This window comes from Acinetobacter brisouioides, assembly GCF_004331075.1.
Taxonomy (GTDB): Bacteria; Pseudomonadota; Gammaproteobacteria; order Pseudomonadales; family Moraxellaceae; genus Acinetobacter.
In genome coordinates, this window is the sequence record NZ_SJNX01000007.1 from 150,141 (window position 1) to 169,320 (window position 19,180).

General features: G+C 48.5%; 13 protein-coding genes. 4 read left to right on the forward strand and 9 right to left on the reverse strand.

Features of this window, described 5'->3' with window-relative positions:
• Nucleotide 1 precedes the first annotated feature (1 nt).
• From moaA to E0H77_RS10970, 6 genes are all read right to left on the reverse strand, one after another.
• Nucleotides 2-1,009, reverse strand: a complete 1,008-nt coding sequence (gene moaA / locus E0H77_RS10945; protein ID WP_131377945.1) for a GTP 3',8-cyclase MoaA — start codon at nucleotides 1,007-1,009, stop codon at nucleotides 2-4.
• A 106-nt stretch (nucleotides 1,010-1,115) separates the two neighbouring features.
• Entirely contained in the window at nucleotides 1,116-1,730 is a 615-nt protein-coding gene (gene mobA / locus E0H77_RS10950) for a molybdenum cofactor guanylyltransferase (protein ID WP_131377947.1), read from the reverse strand.
• Nucleotides 1,723-4,491, reverse strand: a complete 2,769-nt coding sequence (locus E0H77_RS10955) for a nitrate reductase (protein ID WP_131377949.1) — start codon at nucleotides 4,489-4,491, stop codon at nucleotides 1,723-1,725. The genes mobA and E0H77_RS10955 overlap by 8 nt, the downstream gene beginning before the upstream one ends.
• 32 nt (nucleotides 4,492-4,523) lie before the next feature.
• A complete protein-coding gene (nirD, locus tag E0H77_RS10960) occupies nucleotides 4,524-6,134 on the reverse strand; it encodes a nitrite reductase small subunit NirD (RefSeq protein ID WP_131377951.1) in 1,611 nt (536 codons plus the stop codon).
• 11 nt (nucleotides 6,135-6,145) lie between these two features.
• A complete protein-coding gene (gene nirB / locus E0H77_RS10965) occupies nucleotides 6,146-8,692 on the reverse strand; it encodes a nitrite reductase large subunit NirB (RefSeq protein WP_131378016.1) in 2,547 nt (848 codons plus the stop codon).
• Between the two features lie 37 nt (nucleotides 8,693-8,729).
• Nucleotides 8,730-10,070 (reverse strand): MFS transporter, encoded by a 1,341-nt coding sequence (locus E0H77_RS10970; RefSeq protein ID WP_131377953.1) that lies wholly within the window; start codon nucleotides 10,068-10,070, stop codon nucleotides 8,730-8,732.
• Between the two features lie 516 nt (nucleotides 10,071-10,586).
• On the opposite strand from E0H77_RS10970, the gene E0H77_RS10975 reads away from it, so the two are divergent.
• Both E0H77_RS10975 and E0H77_RS10980 read left to right on the forward strand, forming a co-directional pair.
• Entirely contained in the window at nucleotides 10,587-11,180 is a 594-nt protein-coding gene (locus E0H77_RS10975) for an ANTAR domain-containing response regulator (protein WP_131378017.1), read from the forward strand.
• Nucleotides 11,181-11,184: 4 nt separating this feature from the next.
• Nucleotides 11,185-12,162 carry an ABC transporter substrate-binding protein gene (locus E0H77_RS10980; RefSeq protein ID WP_131377955.1) on the forward strand — a complete coding sequence of 326 codons (978 nt, stop codon included), beginning with the start codon at nucleotides 11,185-11,187 and terminating at the stop codon, nucleotides 12,160-12,162.
• A gap of 25 nt (nucleotides 12,163-12,187) precedes the next feature.
• Here E0H77_RS10980 and E0H77_RS10985 read toward each other — a convergent pair whose 3' ends face one another.
• Nucleotides 12,188-13,285: a sigma-54 interaction domain-containing protein gene (locus E0H77_RS10985; RefSeq protein ID WP_131377957.1), complete on the reverse strand. Its 1,098-nt coding sequence runs from the start codon at nucleotides 13,283-13,285 to the stop codon at nucleotides 12,188-12,190.
• Nucleotides 13,286-13,640: 355 nt separating this feature from the next.
• Between E0H77_RS10985 and E0H77_RS10990 the strand changes: the two genes are divergently transcribed.
• Complete coding sequence (locus E0H77_RS10990) at nucleotides 13,641-14,837, forward strand: acyl-CoA dehydrogenase family protein (RefSeq protein WP_131377959.1); 1,197 nt, start codon at nucleotides 13,641-13,643, stop codon at nucleotides 14,835-14,837.
• A gap of 380 nt (nucleotides 14,838-15,217) precedes the next feature.
• Here the strand turns inward: E0H77_RS10990 and E0H77_RS10995 are convergent, their stop codons facing one another.
• Nucleotides 15,218-16,471 carry an acyl-CoA dehydrogenase family protein gene (locus E0H77_RS10995; RefSeq protein ID WP_045793432.1) on the reverse strand — a complete coding sequence of 418 codons (1,254 nt, stop codon included), beginning with the start codon at nucleotides 16,469-16,471 and terminating at the stop codon, nucleotides 15,218-15,220.
• Between the two features lie 96 nt (nucleotides 16,472-16,567).
• Between E0H77_RS10995 and E0H77_RS11000 the strand changes: the two genes are divergently transcribed.
• On the forward strand, nucleotides 16,568-17,608 hold the full coding sequence (locus tag E0H77_RS11000; RefSeq protein ID WP_228258328.1) for a LysR family transcriptional regulator: 1,041 nt from the start codon (nucleotides 16,568-16,570) through the stop codon (nucleotides 17,606-17,608).
• A gap of 386 nt (nucleotides 17,609-17,994) precedes the next feature.
• Here the strand turns inward: E0H77_RS11000 and E0H77_RS11005 are convergent, their stop codons facing one another.
• Entirely contained in the window at nucleotides 17,995-19,086 is a 1,092-nt protein-coding gene (locus E0H77_RS11005) for an NADH:flavin oxidoreductase/NADH oxidase (protein WP_131377961.1), read from the reverse strand.
• Between the last annotated feature and the right edge of the window lie 94 nt (nucleotides 19,087-19,180).

The following is a 19,180-nucleotide window of genomic DNA, read 5'->3' on the forward strand; positions in this document are numbered from 1 at the left end:
GTTAGCCTCCTAGCATATGCATACTGATTTTTCGAGGGGCATGCGCTTGGGCATGAATGGCATGAAAACCTGATTTCTTGTGCCAGATATATTCGGCAACACGTTGCTGTAGGTTGGCGATTGCCAATGCAGGATCAGCTGTCAAACCTTGAATATCGGACTTGAGCGCAATGCCTTGCGGTGCAAATAAACAGTTATACAGCTCACCCTGAGCCGTTAGGCGAATACGGTCACATTGCCCACAAAAAGCATGGCTAATGGTGGAAATAATCCCCACATCATAAGTTTGGTCTAAAAGGTAGATTCGTGCAGGCGATTGGTCTTGTGGCAAAGCTTCAATCTGATAATGTGGTGCAAGCTGTTGCAAAATCTGCTGCTCGGTCACCACCTGCTGCTTTTGCCACTGCGCATCACCATCCAGCGGCATATATTCAATAAAGCGTAGCGGCAGTTGCTGCTGCTGTGCCCACGCCACCAGTGGCAAGATTTGTGAATCGTTGATGCCCTGCATCAGCACGGTGTTGATTTTAATCGACAGCCCTGCCTGCTGTGCCGCAGCAATGCCTGCCAATACAGGCGCAAGCTCACGCTGGGTCAACTGTTGAAAAAGCGCTGGATCAAGACTGTCCAGACTGATATTGAGATCATCTAGACCTGCCTGTTTTAAGGCATCGGCATATTTGGGCAAATAATGCCCGTTGCTGGTCATAGCAATGCGTTTTAAACCCAGTGCACGCAGAGATTGTAATTGTTCTATAAAATGCACCACGCCCTGACGCATCAACGGTTCGCCGCCTGTTATGCGCAGGCTGTCGATGCCACGTTCAACCATAAACTGGCAAAACGCATATAGGTCTTCAAAGCTAAGTAAGCTGTGCTTGTCCATCCATTCGGGATGCTCTGGCATGCAATACAGGCACTTGAAATTACAGCGATCGGTCACTGAAATTCTCAGTTTGCGTTTTTGGCGACCGAACTGGTCAATCCATGAACTGGCAGGCTGCATCATGCACGGATCACTCCAAGCGTTTAAAAAAAGGAAGATAGGCAAATCGGGCAAAGCCCAGCGCATCTTTTATGATCTGTATTGATGCAAGAAATATTCCAACTCTGCACTAAAGCAATACATTCAACTGTTTATATTGTTGTAATTCGTCGAATGAATTAATACTGTGAAAAATCAGTGCATGTTTGCGGAACTTGACTGCCTGTGCATGCATCAATTTAAAGCATTTTTTCAGGCTTAATTCACCTTGCTCAATCTGGGCGTTCAACACAGGTAAGCTACTGCGTTTCAGCAAGCAAAATGGATACAGCGCCGCGCCATTGATTTCCACATAAGCTACGTCGGCTTCAGGGTGCTGCACCAGTGTCTGATGCAGTTTTCTGAGTACCGATTTAGGCAAATAGGTGACATCGCAAGGCACACACAGCACATAGTCGGCTTGGACATGTCGCCATGCACTTTTCAGCCCCATCAACGGGCCTAAAAAACCCGATTCATCGTCCTGAAAACTGCGGATATTCGGCACCACATGCTGATAAATACGATGGTCGCGGTTGCTGTTAATCCACTGCTGCTGCACCTTGCCCCGAAAATGCTGCGAGATTTTTAACAGTTGAATTTGCTTGTCAAAACACTGCAATAACTTGTTTAAGCCTTGCATACGGCGGGCTTGTCCACCCGCCAAAATCACTAGATCGGTGACGGGGTCATGTGCATCAGTCATGGGCAAGCTCCTGTTGGCAAGATTGAATTAAGCCACGAATTTCAGGCAGGCACGAACCACAATTGCCGCCTGCTTTTAAGCAAGCCGTCACCTGTTTCTCATGGGTGATGTTTTGGGTTTTTATTGTTTCAAGAATGCGATTTTTTCCAACTTTAAAACAGCTACACACCAGTGGGCCTTCACTGCTGCCCGCATTCATCGGCGCTGCTGCCAGCAAGGCTTTGCGGTGCGTGGCACTCAAACGCTCGCGTTTAAACAGGCTGGCAATCCATGCCCGATCAGGCAGAAAAGCTTTGTCGGCAATGTACAAACACGCCACCAGACGGTTGTCTTTAAGCACCACGATATGACACAAATGCTGGCTCTGGTCTTTGAGATCCAGCCACTCCAGACTGTCATCATCAAAATTCAGTAATGCCTTGATGTTACTGGTGATGCCATTAAAGCTTTGTCGCCCTGCCAGCTCATATTGCGCGGCATACGGCGTGGTGACTTTGTTCCACCAGCTCATTGACTGAATCGCCTCACGCACTTGGGCGTGATATTCCTCACGAATAAAACACACACCCTGCCAGCGACTATGAAATGGCTGCACCATCACAGGGGTATGTTTAAATTCAGGTTCACCCGAAATCGCATCCACCACAGGGTTGACCACCTTGCCAATCCGCGCATCGGAGGCGAACTGCTCAGTCCAGTGAATCGGCGCAAAAATCTGCCCACGGCGCACACCTTGCGAGAACTGTGCCCGCAACACACACTTGCCCCAGGTTGAAAACACTTCGACCAAACCCTGCTCGGCAATCCCGTATTTCAGCGCATCTTGCGGGTGAATTTCACAAAAGGCTTCGGCACGGTGATTCGCCAATGCAGGTGCCAATCCTGTGCGAGTCATGGTATGCCACTGATCACGGATGCGCCCCGTATTTAAAATCAGTGGATAGTCAGCATTCACCGCATTCACAGGCGCAACAGGTGCAGTTGCGACAAATTTGGCTTTGCCCGATGCAAAGCTAAACTGCCCCTGTGCAAACAGGCGTTCACACGGTTGCGACTGCTGCCACACAGGCCACTGGATCGGTTGCAATTGCTGATAATCTTCAGCGCTGAGTTCGCTCAGCCCTGCCAAGTTAAAGTAGCGGAAGGTACTGCACTGCGCGCGTCCTGCCAAATCACTGTTTTGGTAGGCTGAAAGCTGTGCGTGCTCAAGGAAAATCTCATGCGAAGATTGAAAATCGAAGCCTGAAAAACCCATTTTCTGTGCCACTTGCGCCACTGCCCACCAGTCAGCTTTGGTTTGCGCAGGCGCAGCTAAAAATGCGCGTTGCCGTGAAATACGACGCTCGGAGTTGGTCACCGTGCCATCTTTTTCGCCCCAACCCAACGCAGGCAACAAAATATCGGCATATTGAGTGGTGTCGGTGTCTTGGCAAATATCCGACACCACCACAAATTCGCATTTTTCTAAAGCGCGTTTGACCTGATCGGCATTTGGCAGACTGACCACAGGGTTGGTCGCCATAATCCACAAGGCTTTGATTTTGCCCTGCTCGACGGCTTCAAACAAATCCACCGCTTTTAAGCCTGCCTTAGTGGCTATTTTCGGGCTTTGCCAAAACTGTTGAACCAGTTGTTGATGCTCAGCGTTATCGACATCCAAGTGCGCTGCCAGCATATTGGCCAGCCCGCCAACTTCACGTCCGCCCATGGCATTCGGCTGCCCTGTCATGGAAAATGGGGCTGCGCCTGTACGTCCGATTTTCCCTGTCAGCAAATGACAGTTAATAATCGCATTGGCTTTATTCACGCCTTGCGAGGACTGGTTCACGCCCATGGAAAACAGGCTCATGACCTGTGAAGTTTGCGAAAATTTTTCAAAAAATAGCTGCAACTTGTCCAGTTGGATGCCTGTGCGCTGCGCCAGTTCAGCTAAATCCGACTCGCCCAGACTGGCTTGCAAAGCAGCATCCAGATTGTCGGTATAACGCTCGACAAAACTGTGGTCGGCATAGCCATGTTGATGCAGATACTGCAATAAACCATTGAACAGGCTGACATCTTGCCCCGGTAAAATCGGCAGATGTAAATCTGCCTGCTCACAGGTGGCGGTAAAGCGCGGATCAATCACCACCACAAACAGATCACGTTCGGCTTTGGCTTGCATGATGCGTTGATACAGCACAGGGTGACACCATGCAGTGTTTGAACCAACTAGCACCACCATTTTGGTCTGTTCAAAATCGACATAGCTGGCAGGCACAAGGTCTTCGCCAAAACTGCGTTTGTGTGCTGCCACCGCCGAGGACATGCACAGGCGCGAATTGGTGTCGATATTGGCGGTGCCCAAGTAACCTTTGACGAATTTGTTGACCACATAATAGTCTTCGGTCAGCAATTGCCCTGAGACATAAAAGGCAACGCTGTCTGCTCCATACTGGTCAATACTGTCCTGAAAACGCTCGGCAATCTGACTCAGGGCCTCATCCCAACTGCTACGGCGGCGTGCAGCTTGACGTCCCTGCATTGGCTCAAGCACACGGGTCTGCAAACCCAGTGTATCGGCCAAATGACTGCCTTTAATACACAGACGCCCAAAATTGGATGGATGCTGGGCATCCCCCCGCACCGCCACCTGTTGCCCATGTGCAGTTTGAGTCACATCGACCTGCACCCCGCAGCCCACACCACAATATGGGCAGGTGCTAAAAGTGGTCTGGGTGTCACCGTGCTGAGGCTGTTCTACCATTGCAATGCTATTCATACCGTGTTCCACGCTGCCAAATCCAGCTTCTGTTAACCTGCTTGTTTTAATGCAAAATCTTTACCAAACAGCAGTTTGTTTCTAAACGGATGAATCGGCGTCTGATCTGCAATCAGCTCGGCATACCACATGCCATCTTCGGTGTCGCCAAACAGCACTGCACCCACGACTTTGTTGTCCTGAATGATGATGCGTTTATAAATCTGGCGTTTGTCATCGTGCAGCAGGATTTCTTCAAAATCATCTTCAGGAGCAAAGTTGCCTGCCGAGAACACATCGCAACCACTGACTTTGAGCTGGGTTGGTACAGGTTGCGCGGCAAAAGTCAGACTGCCATGTTCTGCCAAGTGTGAGGCACAGATAAAGGCTTGCCCCCACAGTGGCTCTACCAGACCAAAGGTCTGCCCACGGTGCTCGATACATTCCCCGACCGCATAAATGCTCGGGTCGAAAGTCTGCATGGTGTCATTCACCAGTACGCCACGGTTGCAGCGCAAGCCTGCCTGCTGTGCCAAGGCAATATTCGGGCGAATACCCACGGCAAACACCACCAAGTCAGCCTGAATAATCATGCCGTCTTGCAGTTCGACTTGAGTAACTTGCCCCGCATCATTACCCACCAAACGCTGGGTAAATGCCGAAGTGATCACGCGAATGCCTTTGGCTTCAATGCTGGCTTTGAGCATAGCACTGGCACAGGCATCCAACTGACGATCCATAATGTGCGAAGTTAAATGCAACACCGTCACATTCATGCCACGGCGTTTTAAACCATACGCCGCTTCAAGCCCCAGCAAACCACCACCAATCACCACGGCATCACGTTGGCTTTGGCTGCATTCAATCATCTGGTTGACATCGTAAATGTCGCGGAAGCTCAGCACACCGCCCAACTCCGCACCATCTACAGGTGGAATAAACGGTTTTGAGCCTGTCGCCAAAATCAGGCGGTCATAAGCGACCACTTCACCTTTTTGTGTGGTTACGGTTTTATGGCTACGGTCAATCTTGATCGCAGGATCATCAGCAATAAAACGGATATTTTTTTCAGCGTACCACGCTGGGCTGTGCAGCATGATGTCTTCAATTTTTTTCTCGCCCGACAACACAGGTGATAGCATGATGCGGTTATAGTTGCCCCACGGTTCTTCCCCGATCACGGTAATCTCGTAGCGATCGGGTGCCATGTCCAGCAAATCTTCCAGACAACGCATGCCTGCCAGACCATTACCCACCAACACCAAAGACTGTTTATCCTGTTGCTGTCCGTTACTGGTCAGATAGGTTTTCATGGGCTGGCTACACACCCAGACCCGACCATCTTCAACTTTGCTTGGATAGACCAGCAAATGCTGTTCGCTGTCTTCAAGGCAACGCCCTGTTGCCAGACTAAAGTGCTGTTTATAAATCGGGGATGCCACCACGCGTTCCCCCTGAATGTCGCCCAAAATTCCGCGCGGCATGACATTGGCTTGGCTAAACGGGTCACGCGCGCTTAAGGCATACACTCGCGCTTCTTCCCCCACGCGAAACAGGGCAATGACCTGATCGGCTACTAGCGCACCCATTCCCGTATTGGGGGTAATGTCTTCAAGGGTACAGATTTCAATCCAGTCCATCTCTTGCATTTGCTGATTTGTCATGTCTGTTCTCCTTAAATCTGTGCTTCGATCATCGCGATACGACCTTGTTCGCGCTCTGCAGCTTTCAATGGGCGAATCTGTCCACGCTCTGGGGTAAATTGAATGTGTGGATCGTGCTGCTCATCGGCATTAATGAAGGTTTTGAAGCGTTTACGCACACTTGGGTCTTCCACTGCCGTGCGCCATTCGTCCTGATAAGTGCCAATCACATGCGCCATGCGCTGTTCCAGTTCTGCGGCCAAACCGAGTGAATCGCCCACAATCACCGCTTTCAAATAATCCAGACCACCTTCGAGGTTGTCACGCCATACGCTGGTACGTTGCAAACGGTCTGCGGTCTGAATGTAAAACATGAAGAAACGGTCGATGTAACGGATTAAAGTTTCAGTATCCAGATCGGCTGCCAGCAATTCGGCATGGCGAGGTTTCATACCGCCATTCCCGCAAACATATAAGTTCCAGCCTTTTTCAGTGGCAATCACGCCCACATCTTTGCCTTGTGCTTCGGCACATTCACGGGTACAGCCCGACACTGCCATTTTCAGTTTGTGCGGCGAGCGTAAACCTTTGTAGCGGTTTTCCAGTTGAATCGCCAAACCGACCGAGTCATCTACGCCATAACGGCACCATGTACTGCCGACACAGGATTTCACCGTGCGTAATGATTTGCCATAAGCATGCCCAGACTCGAAACCTGCGGTAATTAATTCTTCCCAGATCAGGGGCAACTGATGCAACTGCGCCCCGAACATATCGACACGCTGACCACCCGTGATTTTGGTGTACAGGTTATATTTTTTGGCAATTTGTCCCACAGCAATCAAACCATCTGGGGTGACTTCCCCACCTGCCATACGCGGTACAACCGAGTAAGAACCGTCTTTTTGAATGTTGCCCAAATAGTAGTCGTTGCTGTCTTGCAAGCCCGCATGCTTTGAAGTCAAAACAAAGTCGTTCCAGCAAGAGGCTAAAATATTCGCTGCTGTTGGCTTACAAATGTCACAGCCCAAACCTTGTCCGAACTGCTGAATTAAAGCATCAAAGGTTTTGATTTCATGGACACGAACCAAGTGATATAGCTCTTGGCGCGAGTAAGCAAAATGCTCACAAAGATGGTTGTTGACCGTAACACCTTGGCGTTGCAATTCGGCTTTAAGTACCTGTGTAACCAGTGGCGCACAGCCACCACAGGCGGTTGCGGCTTTGGTGCATTTTTTCAGTGCGCCAAGCGAGGTTGCCCCATCACCAATGGCTTGGCACAAATCCGCTTTCGAGACGTTGTTACACGAACAGATCGTGGCAGTATCGGGCAACAAGTCCACACCACTGCCACCTGCTTTAGCTGCCCCTTGGCTAAAGCCCGGCATGATCAGACTTTCTGGCTGTTCAGGCAGTGGCAAAGCATTGAGCATCATTTGCAGTAGTTCACTGTATTCAGTGGCATCACCGACCAGTACCGCACCCAACACTTTGCTTTTGGCTTGGTCAACCACCAGTTTTTTGTAGACCAGTGTGTCTTCGTCGGCATAGAAATAGCTGACGGCATTTGGGGTCATGGCATGTGCATCACCGACTGAAGCAACATCAACCCCCATCAATTTGAGCTTGGTGCTCATGTCCGCACCCGCAAAGATTGGGGTGTCTTGTTGTTGCAAATGTTTGGCAGCAATACGTGCCATGTCATAGCCTGGGGCAACCAGACCAAAAATCTTGTTATGCCACAGCGCACATTCACCAATCGCGTAAATGTGCTCGTCCGAAGTTTGGCAGTAATCGTTAATCACGATCCCGCCGCGCTCACCGACTGCTAAGCCGCTGCTGCGTGCCAGTTCGTCGCGTGGGCGAATGCCTGCCGAGAACAGCACGATGTCAGTTTCAAGCTGTGAACCATCGGCAAATTTCATCACATGAAAAGCATGTTCACCGTCTTCAATGGCTTGAGTGGCTTTTTGGGTATGCACTTGCACGCCCAAGTTTTCGATTTTACGGCGCAGAACCTTACCACCCAAATCATCAATTTGTACCGCCATTAAACGCGGGGCAAACTCCACCACATGGGTTTGCAAGTTCAGGTCACGCAAGGCTTTTGCTGCTTCCAGACCCAGCAGACCACCACCAATCACCACGCCAGATTTAGCATTTAGACTTGCAGCGCGAATGGCATCTAGGTCTTCAATAGTGCGGTACACAAAGCAGTTTTCGCGCTCGTTGCCCGGAATCGGTGGGACAAAAGCATAGGAACCAGTGGCTAAAACCAGTTTGTCATAAGCAATGACTTGCCCTGTTGCCGTGGTCACAGTCTGGTGATGACGATCAATGGCAATGGCTTGGGTATTCAAGTGTAAATCTATGCCATAGGCATCGGCAAAGTCGGCGCGAGCAAGAGATAAATCTTTGGCACTGCGTCCAGAAAAGTATTCGGTCAAATGTACGCGGTCGTAGGCTAAACGCGGCTCTTCGGCAATAATGGTGATTTCGAGGTCATCATTGTTATGTTCCAGCACACTTTCAATAAATTTGTGCCCAACCATTCCATGACCAATCATAACGAGTTTCATCATCGGCGTCCTTTAAAGTGATTTTTGTCGGGTTGGGTTAAACAGCTTCGTTACGTTCAAGCAGGGCTTGTTCAAACAGCTGTTTTTCACGGGCTTTGTGTTCAGGTGAAAAGCGGATGAACAACACCACACAACCAATCACCACCACCATGATGCCGAGGCTAAACAGGCAAGTTTGCAGGTCTGGCATGCTCTTGAAGATAAAGCCTGCTGCCACTGCACCCACGTTACCGCCTGCGCCGATAATCCCCGCCACACCTCCTAAAGCTTTACGATCAATGAATGGCACAAGTGCATAAGTTGCTCCACAAGCCATATGCGTGAATAAACCAAATAAAGTCATGCTCAGGATCGCCATCACAGGTGCATTCATTTGCGAGAACAGCATCAGGAACAGACCTTCACCCAAGATCATGAAGAATAGAATTTCAGTACGAGCATCTAAACCACGTTTTAGTGCAAATTTGTCTGAGAGAATCCCACCGAGTGCACGAGCAAACAGTGCCAATAAACCAAAGATCCCTGCGGCCATGCCTGCTTCTTTTAAGCCAAAATTGAATTTTTGGACGTAGTACATGGTCACTACGTTATGCATGAAAATTTCGATACCGAAGCATGCTGCATAGCTGATGAATAAAATCCAGACACGGTAGTTGCGAGATGCTTCTTTAATAATTGCCCAGCCGCCTTTTTTACCGCCTTCAACCTCAATGCCTTGTTCACGAAGTTCTTTGTAGTTACCTGCTGGGCAGTCTTGAGTAAATTTCCAGTACAAGCCACCGACGATCAGCATCATTACCCCTGGAACCAGTAAGGCAATACGCCAGCCCATGCTTTGCTCAACGCCATACATCACAATTGCAGACAACATCAGTGGCATTAAGGCTTGGGTTGCACCGCCACCTGCATTGCCCCAACCTGCCGCAGCAGCATTGGCTGTTCCAACCACGTTCGGTGCAAACATAATGCTGGTGTGGTACTGGGTAATCACGAAACTGGCACCAATTGCGCCAATCAGCAAACGGAAGAATAAAAACGATTCGTAGCTGTTCGCCGTAGCCACACCAAACACAGGTAAGCTGCCAAGAATAAGCAAAGTGGTGTAGGTTTTACGTGGGCCATATTTGTCGCACAGTGGGCCAACAATCAGGCGAACCAGAATGGTAATCGCCACTGCGGCAATATTAATGTTGGCAATCTGGTCTTTGGTCAGATGAAATTCGCCCGAAATCACAGGCATGAGTGGTGCGCAGGCAAACCAAGCAAAGAAACACACAAAAAATGCCAGCCAGCTCATGTGGAAAGCGCGCATAGCAGGTGTAGAAAAGTTGAATAAATTGATTTTGGTGGCGGTTTTCGCCTCGAAATTTGTTGACATAGCCAATCCTCGCGTACTGATACGTTAATTACGTCTCCACTGAACGCACCCTATGCAGTCAGCAGAATTGATCAGAACGGACATCGTTGGCCGTTATATTTAGTATATAAAGTGATCATCTTTGATCTATGCTGGATATAGCAAATCTCATGCCAATTTTTAAAAACACTTGATTCTGAATAGATAAAGATCAATTTATGCTGTTATGCTCTATTGCTTGCATGTGCTTTTTTTGCACACTTTCTACACTGCACCACAAAAATGCACTAAATCTAGGCGTAACTGGTGTGATTGCACAGCAACATCACCACTTTGCACTGGCTCACGTTCTATTTATTATTTTGTTTTATTAGAATTTTTTGTTATATCTCGCACTATTAGGCAACCAAAGCTACAAATTTTGGCATTGCACCCAATTTAAAACGTATGGCAAGATCAAGCGGTGTGGCATCGATTTTGCTTGGACATGATCAGATTGCCCATTACCCCGTCAAGCCAACCTTTGAGCTAGCCACTATGTCGACATCCAAACTCAAAATCGCCTTGATCGACGATGATGAATTTCGTGCCAGCTATTTGCAGCACTGCCTGACCGAACATGATTTTGAGGTAGTGGCATGCTTGCTGATTAAAGACATTCAGCCGCAGGATTTACAAGGATTGTATGCCGATGTGATTTTGCTCGACATGGATCATCCACAACGCGACATTATTGAAGCCTTTGTCAACCACTGTAATTTACCGACGGTACTGTTTACCAAAAACAATAACCGTGACACGATTAAACATGCCATTCAGGCAGGGGTTACAGCCTATATTGTTGATGGAGTCGATCCTGCACGTCTTGATAGCGTTCTGGAAATTGCCATTGAACAATATAAAAAACATCAGCAGCTCGAAAGCGACCTAAAAGAAACTAAACTGCGCCTCGCCGATCGTAAAGACATTGAAAAAGCTAAAAATATGATGATGCAACTGCAACAGCTTTCCGAAGAAGAAGCCTTTCGTCTATTGCGTAAAAATGCCATGAATGCCCGAATTTCCATGGGCGATCTGGCACGTCAGCTGATTCAGGCACAGCAACTGCTCAACCAAACCTTTAAGGAGTAACGGCATGACGATCGAAAAAACTCATCTGCACATCGGCTACATTCCCTTACTTGATGCCGTAGCCCTACTGTGGGCAAAGCACAAAGGTTTTTTTGAGCAGGTCGGACTCGAGGTCACACTGGTCAGGGAAGCCTCGTGGGCAAGTCTGCGTGACCGACTGGCATTTGGCATTTTGGATGCAGCACACTGTCTGTCTGCCATGTTACCTGCAGCACAGGCAGGCACCGATCAGGTCGGTATTCCGTTTAAAACGGCCCTCGTCCTCAGTCAAAATTCGGCATTTATTAGCCTGAGTCAGAAACTGTGCTATGAACTGGGCATCAACGCTCAGGACTCTGCCAGCCAGACTGCACATAAACTGGCCACGATTTTACCCGAACGCCAGATTCGTCTGGCGCAGGTGTTTGGGCACTCACTGCATCATTATTGTTTACGCGAGTGGCTGGCACTTGCCGATAGCAATGTAGCTAAAGACATTAAATTACTGACCCTGCCGCCACCGTATATGGTCGAGGCAATCTCTACGGGTCTGATTGACGGTTTTTGTGTCGGTGAACCGTGGAATACTCAAGGTGAAATCTTGGGTAAAAGCCAGATTGTTGCGTCTGGACTGGATATTGTGCCTGACGTTGCCGACAAGGTTCTGGCGGTCACCGAAGAATGGGCAAAACGTCACCCTGAAACCTTGCTGGCGTTGAGTACAGCATTACGTTTGGCACAACAGGATATTCAGCAACTGCAAAATTTTGCCGAGCTGTGGCAAATGCTGGTTCACTATGAAATCATTCAGTTCCCTTGCTCACCCGACACCCATGTCGAACGTTACTATGCGATTGTGCATATTATTCAAAACTATGTAACCCATTCGGCAGCACCAAAACTCTCAGATTTTGTCTGGCTCACCAGTCAGATGAACCAGTGGGATCAGTTGGGGTTAAGTGAAGCCCAGATTCAGCGCATTAGTCAGGCGTGTATCATTTAGGCTGAAGTCGATTGCTGTGCAGTGTCTATGAATACATCCGCACAGCAGCACTCGGCAGACTTTTCGGTTGCTGTTCACGGCGGCGCTCACTCGGTTTGAGTAAACCATGTTTGAGCAGGCGTGCCCGAACAATATTACGGCTGACCCCCAAAAGCTGTGCGGTATGCATCTGATTTTGATGACAGTAAGCATAGGCGGCTTGAGTAATCTCGGCTTCGAGCTGCTCATCCAGATTGTCCAACCCCTGTTCAAACCAGTGTAATAAAACCTGCTGCAAGGTGGATGTACTTGGCAAATGGCTGACCAATCCCAATGCTTGTGAACAACCACTTAGTTGCAAATCTTCAGGTTGAATCAATGCCTGGCGACACACCAACAGTGCCCGATGAATGGCATTTTCCAGTTCACGAATATTGCCTGGCCATGCATACGCCAGCAACGCCGTCCGTGCTGCATGACTTAACTGCGCAGGGGCATAGTTGAGTTGCTGACAGTAGTCCTGAATAAAATGCTGTGCCAAAGGCAAAATATCGCCCTGACGCTGGCGTAGCGGTTTCAGTTGCACACTGGCAACATTCAACCGATAGTATAAATCTTCGCGAAATTTTCCTGCGGCAACCGCCTGTTGCAGATCAACATTGGTCGCGGCAATTACGCGCAAATTGACCTGTCGGGTTTGCCGTGATCCCAAACGCACCACCTGATTTTCTTGCAGGACACGCAGCAACTTGACCTGAATCGCTAAGGATAAATCACCAATTTCATCCAGAAAAATCGTGCCGCCATGCGCTGCTTCAAACCAGCCTGCCCGCGCTTCATGTGCGCCTGTAAATGCACCTTTTTCATGTCCAAATAGCTCGCTTTCTACCAGACTTTCCGAAAATGCCCCACAATTTACCGCAATAAAAGCCTGCTCGCGGCGTTCACTCAGCTCATGGATCTGCCGTGCAATCAACTCCTTACCTGTGCCTGTTTCTCCCATAATCAGCACAGTCGCCTGACTCGGTGCAATCACCTGTACATAATCCAGCAATTGCTGTGACTGTGGATCTTCAAACACCATCGCACTTGCCCGCACAGAATGCAGCAATTCACGGGAATGAGGATGTTTGACAACAGGCATGGTAACTCCAAACAGGTACTGGACAATCAAAGCCTTACTTTAAGGGAGGTCGATAAATCACATCCAATCATAATTTTTTGAATATTTATTCTTTTTACAGATAACGTATCTGTTGCATTGGCAACACGGTCACAGCAACTGTTGTCTGAGCAACACTACTTTCTAATCGCTAAAAATATAAATCATTGAAAATTAATTCATTCTGATTTGGCATGCTCTTTGTAAGGCTCAATACTCTTACTACTGAACCAACCAAGTTCGTGCATTGCTTAAAAAAGCAACTTGCCTGCTTGCCCTAAGCCCTTTATGGTAAGCAATCACACGGATGCCCTGCTTGGCTGTATGGAATTGAATAATGTCGATCAACCTGCCCGATTTTTCTACGCTACTGAACCCTGAAATACAACAACAAACTCAACACCTTGCCGATGCTTTTGCAGAAACGGCGGTGCAACGTGACCGTGACGGTGGCTCACCGTTGGTACAGCGCCAACTGATTCGTGAAAGTGGCTTGCTGGCACTGTCGATTCCGAAAAATTTAGGCGGATTAGATGGTAACTGGTTCGATGTCATGAACAGCGTGCGGATTTTGGCACAGGTGGATAACTCTCTGGCGCACGTCTTTGGTTTTCATCATTTATTGTTGGCAACGGTGCGGCTATTTGCCCGCGCCGAACAATGGCAAAACTGGTTTCAACAGACCGCAAGCCAGCAACTGTTTTGGGGCAATACCTTAAACCCGCTAGATCAACGTACCGTGGTACATCAACAAGACGGAATCTATTTATTTTCAGGGCAAAAAAGCTTCTGCTCAGGTGCAATTGATTCTGACATACTGGTGGCATCGGGGATTGATCAGGGCACAGGAAAACTGTTGATTGCAGCGATTCCAACAGCACGTGAAGGCATTGAGTTACATCATGACTGGGACAATATGGGACAACGCCAAACTGATAGTGGCAGTGCCACTTTTCGCCATGTACGCGTTGAGCAACATGAACTGCTACTCGAACCCGGCCCACTCAGCACGCCATTTGCCTGTCTACGCCCCCTCATTGCCCAACTGACTTTTGTCAATATGTTTTTGGGGGTTGCCGAAGGGGCATTTGCCGAAGCCAAACAATACACCCAAGCGCAAAGCCGAGCATGGTTTTTGTCAGGGGTGGAACGCGCTGACCAAGACCCGTATATCTTGCGACATTATGGCGAGTTCTGGTTACAACTGGAGTCGGTGCGTGCGTTAAACCAGCAGGCGATTTTACAGTTACAACACGCATGGCAAATTGGTGAAGCCCTGACCGCCGAGCAACGCGGACAAGTGGCGATTGCCGTTGCTACCGCGAAAGTGGCAGCGAGCCGCGTCAGTCTGGATATTAGCAATCGTATGTTTGAAGTAACGGGCGCGCGCGCCACTCAGGCAGCACTGCGTCTTGACCGTTTTTGGCGTAATGTGCGCACGCAAACGCTACATGACCCTGTGGATTATAAAATCAAGGAACTGGGAGAATGGGCGCTGAATGCCGAGTTTCCTCAGCCAAGTTTTTATAGTTAAGCTGAGTGAGATCACGATATTCTCAAACATTGGATACACAAAAATATCATCTGCAACTGTTTGAGCCAGAACAATATTTTCAAGATGTTGTTTTTGCATTTTTTTAGTAAAAGATGATCTTAAGCGAGTTTTGCAATGAGCTGCGCAAGTGGGTTGCCCTTGTACAGCGATGCTGCTCAGGTCAAACCTGAACTAAATTAAAATATAGTTCAATCGAAGCACAAGACATAGCAGGTGAATTCTAAAACAGAAGTCAAAATGCTAAGCTCCATCTTCCTGATTTATTTTTAATCGCTTCAGTCGGTTTTTACCGAATCGGCATTTTTTAATTCCCGTGACTAAAAACAGGAACAGCTAAATGGCTGATCCTGTCACACAGTTTATTGCTGTTTACTGCCACCACCAATCTGCCAGACATAGACAGGTTCTGTGCCATTGACTGCATAATCCCCAATAATGCGTTGTTTAAAAATCAGCGGGTTATGCGATGCTGCGGTACGAGCATTGCGCCAGAAACGATCCAGACTTTTTTGGCTACTGGTGGCTGAGGCACCCAGTGCGTTAAACAGATCACTGGTCAGTTGCAGTACCAGTGGTGCAATTGCCACCTGCGCTTGTGCTGACTCTAGTTCGGCGGCAATATTTGCCTGTTGCTCCAAAGCCTCACGCTGATCGGCATGGGCAAAGTGCGCTTCATAAGCACGCTGTGCGGCTTCTGCAGCACGAATGGCAGTAGCTTCTGCGGCATAAGCTTGTGCCGATGCTAGCCCAATCACTTGCAATACTTGTGCGTCCTGATCGACTCGATCAGCATTGCCATGACTAAAGACGCGGGTACGTGCCTTCACCTGACGGCTAAACTCGGCAACTGCGGCATGGGCGGTGCCTGCCAAGACACTGAGCAAGACCAGTTGATAGAACGCGGTTTGGTATTTAAAGCGGCTATCGAAATCAATAATATTTTCTGGATCAACCTCGACCTCATGCAAAGTCGCTGTGCCGCTACCTGTAGTCCGCTGACCAAAACCATCCCAGTCATCTTCAATTTTGACATTCGGATGCGAGGTGCGTACCGCTGCAATCACATTTTGCTTGGTGGCATCGATCTGGGCAAACAGGTCGAACCAGTCCGCAAAAATACTGCCCGTGGTATAGTATTTTTTGCCGCTGACCGTCCAGCGTCCAGATTCATCCTGATATAAACGGGTAATCACTTCGCCAATTTTGACATCACCCACTTCTGTCCATGCGTTGCCGACCAGTTCGCCTGCAACAAAACGTTCAAACCAGTGGGCTTGGCTGTGGTCACGGTGCGCATTCAGGCGATCTTCAACAAAGGCAAAATGCCCGCGCAGCGCCTGTGGTACATTCGAGTCAGCACTTGCCAGTTCGATCAGGAGTTGGAACAATTGTGGTACTGAGGCGCCTGCACCGCCATACTGTACAGGCACACGTACTGCGCCAAAACCTGCCTGTTTTAACCATTGAATCGGTTCATACGGCAGTTCACGTTGCTGCTCGCGTTGCAAGGCTGTCTCGGCGATTTTCTGAAAAATCGGGCGAAAGCGCTGTGCCAATACCTCATAATCGGTACCGAGCGATAAATCTTGTTGTAATGCAGTTAAACTGGTCATGTCATAGTCCTAATTTTATCGGTTTGACATGACTCTTGCAGATGTTGTGCCAACTTTAATTAATTGATTTTATTTAAATTTTATTTTTAGTTATTGTTGATTGGACAACGCCATGTTGAATTACTGTTGCCAGAGCAACACTTGGGCAATCAAAGCCAGATTGCCCAATCTGCCAAATTGGGAGAAATGATGGTCAAAAACTTGCGTCATCTTGACTTTAATCTGCTTAAGGCCATGGATATTTTACTGGAAGAACGTAGCGTGACCCGCGCCGCAGAACGCCTGTTTATTACCCAGCCTGCCATGAGCAGCATTTTGGCACGCTTACGTGACAGTTTTGATGATCCATTATTTGTCCGTTCACAGCGTGGCATTGTACCTACACCGCGCGCTTTGGAGCTGATTTGCCCGATCAAGCAGATTTTGGGGCAGATTGACCTGCTGCTGCAACCGCTGGAGTTTGACCCTGCCACGGTGGATTTTACCGTGCGCATCGCCGCCACTGACTATGCCCATCAGGTGATTTTAGTGCCATTTTTGGCAGCACTCAAACAGCAAGCACCACATGTCCAAATCGCTTTGTTACCTTCAACCGACAAAGAAGCGCAGCGCTTGGAACAGGGTGAAATTGATTTAGCGCTGTCTACCCCTGAGCATAGCTGTGGCAATGACTTGCATTATCTGCATCTGTTTGATGAATGTTATGTCAGCGTGATGCGTTTGGGGCACCCTGCCTTGCAACAGCCCCTGAGCTTGGATCGTTTTTGTGAGTTGGATCATGCCTTAGTCTCCTTTCAAGGCAGTTTCTCAGGGATTACCGATCAACAATTGCAACAACTGGGTCGACAACGCCGCGTCACGCTGTCAGCATCGAGTTTTCTACTGCTGCCTGAGATTTTGCAAAATAGCGACCTTGTGGCAACTGTACCGAAACGTCTGGTGTGTAAACGTCAGGATTTGGCGATTGTACCGCCGCCGCTGGAGATTCCAAGTTTTAGTAAAATTGCGCTGTGGCATGAACGAACTGAGCATGACCCGCGCCACCGCTGGTTACGTCAGCTCATGTTAGAAATTTGCCAGAATGAAGAACAGTTTGCACAAAATTGTGCGCTGTACAATCCGCTGATCACAACATGAAAAAGCCAGCACAAAGCTTAATATCCGTCAGTTAAGGAATTTAATAATCAAAGCTTTAAATTTTATAAATTCACAATAGCGTCTTATCTTTTTAAATCAGTTTTCTGGAGTTCATCACTACTTTTGTTTCGGCAAATGAGAAGCACAGCTTCGCAAGGAAAGCCATTTTGCGGAGCAATGCTCCTCACCGCAAAACTCGTCCACCATCAGCAAATAATCGAATTTTTCGCAGAAACAAGCACTTTTTAATGTAGTCCTGTCTCAAACAGTTGCAGATGACATTTCCACGAGCCAGATATCCTCATAAATTTAAAAATTGCCAGTCAACTGTTTAACTGACTGGCATTAATACAAGGCTGACTTTTTCCGTGAGTATCACTTTACGATTAATAACGCTCTAACCAGTGTGCATACGGTGCAGGCAACACCCATGTCGGTTTTTCCAGTTGCAATGCTTTGGCAGCCTGTAATGGATAATGTGGATTTGCCAAGAAGGCACGCCCGATCATCACCAAGTCCATTTGCTGCTGTTCTACCAAACGGTTGGCCAGTTCAGGTTTGTCCAGCCCCCACGAAGCAGCGACAGGCAAGTTGGCTTCACGGCGTACACGCTCAGAAACTGGGGCTAAAAATGCAGGTTCTGCCCATGGCACTCGGGCTTGAGGGATATTAAAATTGACACTGACATTGAGTAAATCCAGTCCATCAGTACGCAACTGTTTGACCAGTTCAATTGACTCGCTCAGGGTTTCTTCGTCATTGCCATCGTACTCAATCACACCAAAACGCGCAGTCAATGCTAAATGCTCTGGCCAAACTGCACGTACCGCTGCAAAGGTTTCACGCAAAAAGCGGCTTCGCCCTGCAAAATCACCGCCATACTGGTCTTGGCGCAGGTTGCTATGCTTGGAAAAAAAGCTTTGTGCCAAATAACCATGCGCAAAATGTAGTTCTAACCATTCAAAACCTGCCTGCTTTGCACGATGTGCCGCAGCAGCAAAATCTGCCTGAACCCGTTGAATATCTTCAAGACTCATTTCCTGTGGGACACGTGGCAAGTTTTCACCATAGGCAATCGCCGATGCCCCAATTGGCTGCCAACCGCGTGGGTCATCAGCAGCAATATGGTCATCGCCTTCCCACGGACGGTTGGCGCTGGCTTTACGCCCTGCATGTGCAATCTGAATGCCTGGTACTGCCCCAGCGGCTTTAATCGCCTGGGCAATCTGTGCCAAACCGTCAATGTGTTCATCACTCCACAAACCCAGACAGGCTGGGGTAATGCGCCCTTCTGATGATACACCTGTCGCCTCGACGATCACCAAACCTGCGCCGCCACGCGCCATACTGGTGTAATGCGCCAGATGCCAGTCGGTGACTTTGCCCTCAATGGCGCTGTACTGACACATCGGAGGGACTGCAATACGGTTACGTAGCGTCACATCTTTAAGTTGAAAGGGAGTAAATAATGCCGTCATGCTAACCTCTAAATCGCGATACAATCGCCTAAAATTCAAATCTAAATCATGTATCTGTTTGAAAAATTAAAGAATCCACCAATATCTGGCAAAG

What these genes read in the sequence shown, in the direction of transcription:
- E0H77_RS10995 (WP_045793432.1), bottom strand. Translation starts at nt 16,471, where the DNA reads ATGACCAGTTTAACTGCATTACAACAAGATTTATCGCTCGGTACCGAT.
- nirD (WP_131377951.1), bottom strand. Translation starts at nt 6,134, where the DNA reads ATGACAAATCAGCAAATGCAAGAGATGGACTGGATTGAAATCTGTACC.
- E0H77_RS10970 (WP_131377953.1), bottom strand. Translation starts at nt 10,070, where the DNA reads ATGTCAACAAATTTCGAGGCGAAAACCGCCACCAAAATCAATTTATTC.
- mobA (WP_131377947.1), bottom strand. Translation starts at nt 1,730, where the DNA reads ATGACTGATGCACATGACCCCGTCACCGATCTAGTGATTTTGGCGGGT.
- E0H77_RS10975 (WP_131378017.1), top strand. Translation starts at nt 10,587, where the DNA reads ATGTCGACATCCAAACTCAAAATCGCCTTGATCGACGATGATGAATTT.
- E0H77_RS10985 (WP_131377957.1), bottom strand. Translation starts at nt 13,285, where the DNA reads ATGCCTGTTGTCAAACATCCTCATTCCCGTGAATTGCTGCATTCTGTG.
- nirB (WP_131378016.1), bottom strand. Translation starts at nt 8,692, where the DNA reads ATGAAACTCGTTATGATTGGTCATGGAATGGTTGGGCACAAATTTATT.
- moaA (WP_131377945.1), bottom strand. Translation starts at nt 1,009, where the DNA reads ATGATGCAGCCTGCCAGTTCATGGATTGACCAGTTCGGTCGCCAAAAA.
- E0H77_RS10980 (WP_131377955.1), top strand. Translation starts at nt 11,185, where the DNA reads ATGACGATCGAAAAAACTCATCTGCACATCGGCTACATTCCCTTACTT.
- E0H77_RS10990 (WP_131377959.1), top strand. Translation starts at nt 13,641, where the DNA reads ATGTCGATCAACCTGCCCGATTTTTCTACGCTACTGAACCCTGAAATA.
- E0H77_RS10955 (WP_131377949.1), bottom strand. Translation starts at nt 4,491, where the DNA reads ATGAATAGCATTGCAATGGTAGAACAGCCTCAGCACGGTGACACCCAG.
- E0H77_RS11005 (WP_131377961.1), bottom strand. Translation starts at nt 19,086, where the DNA reads ATGACGGCATTATTTACTCCCTTTCAACTTAAAGATGTGACGCTACGT.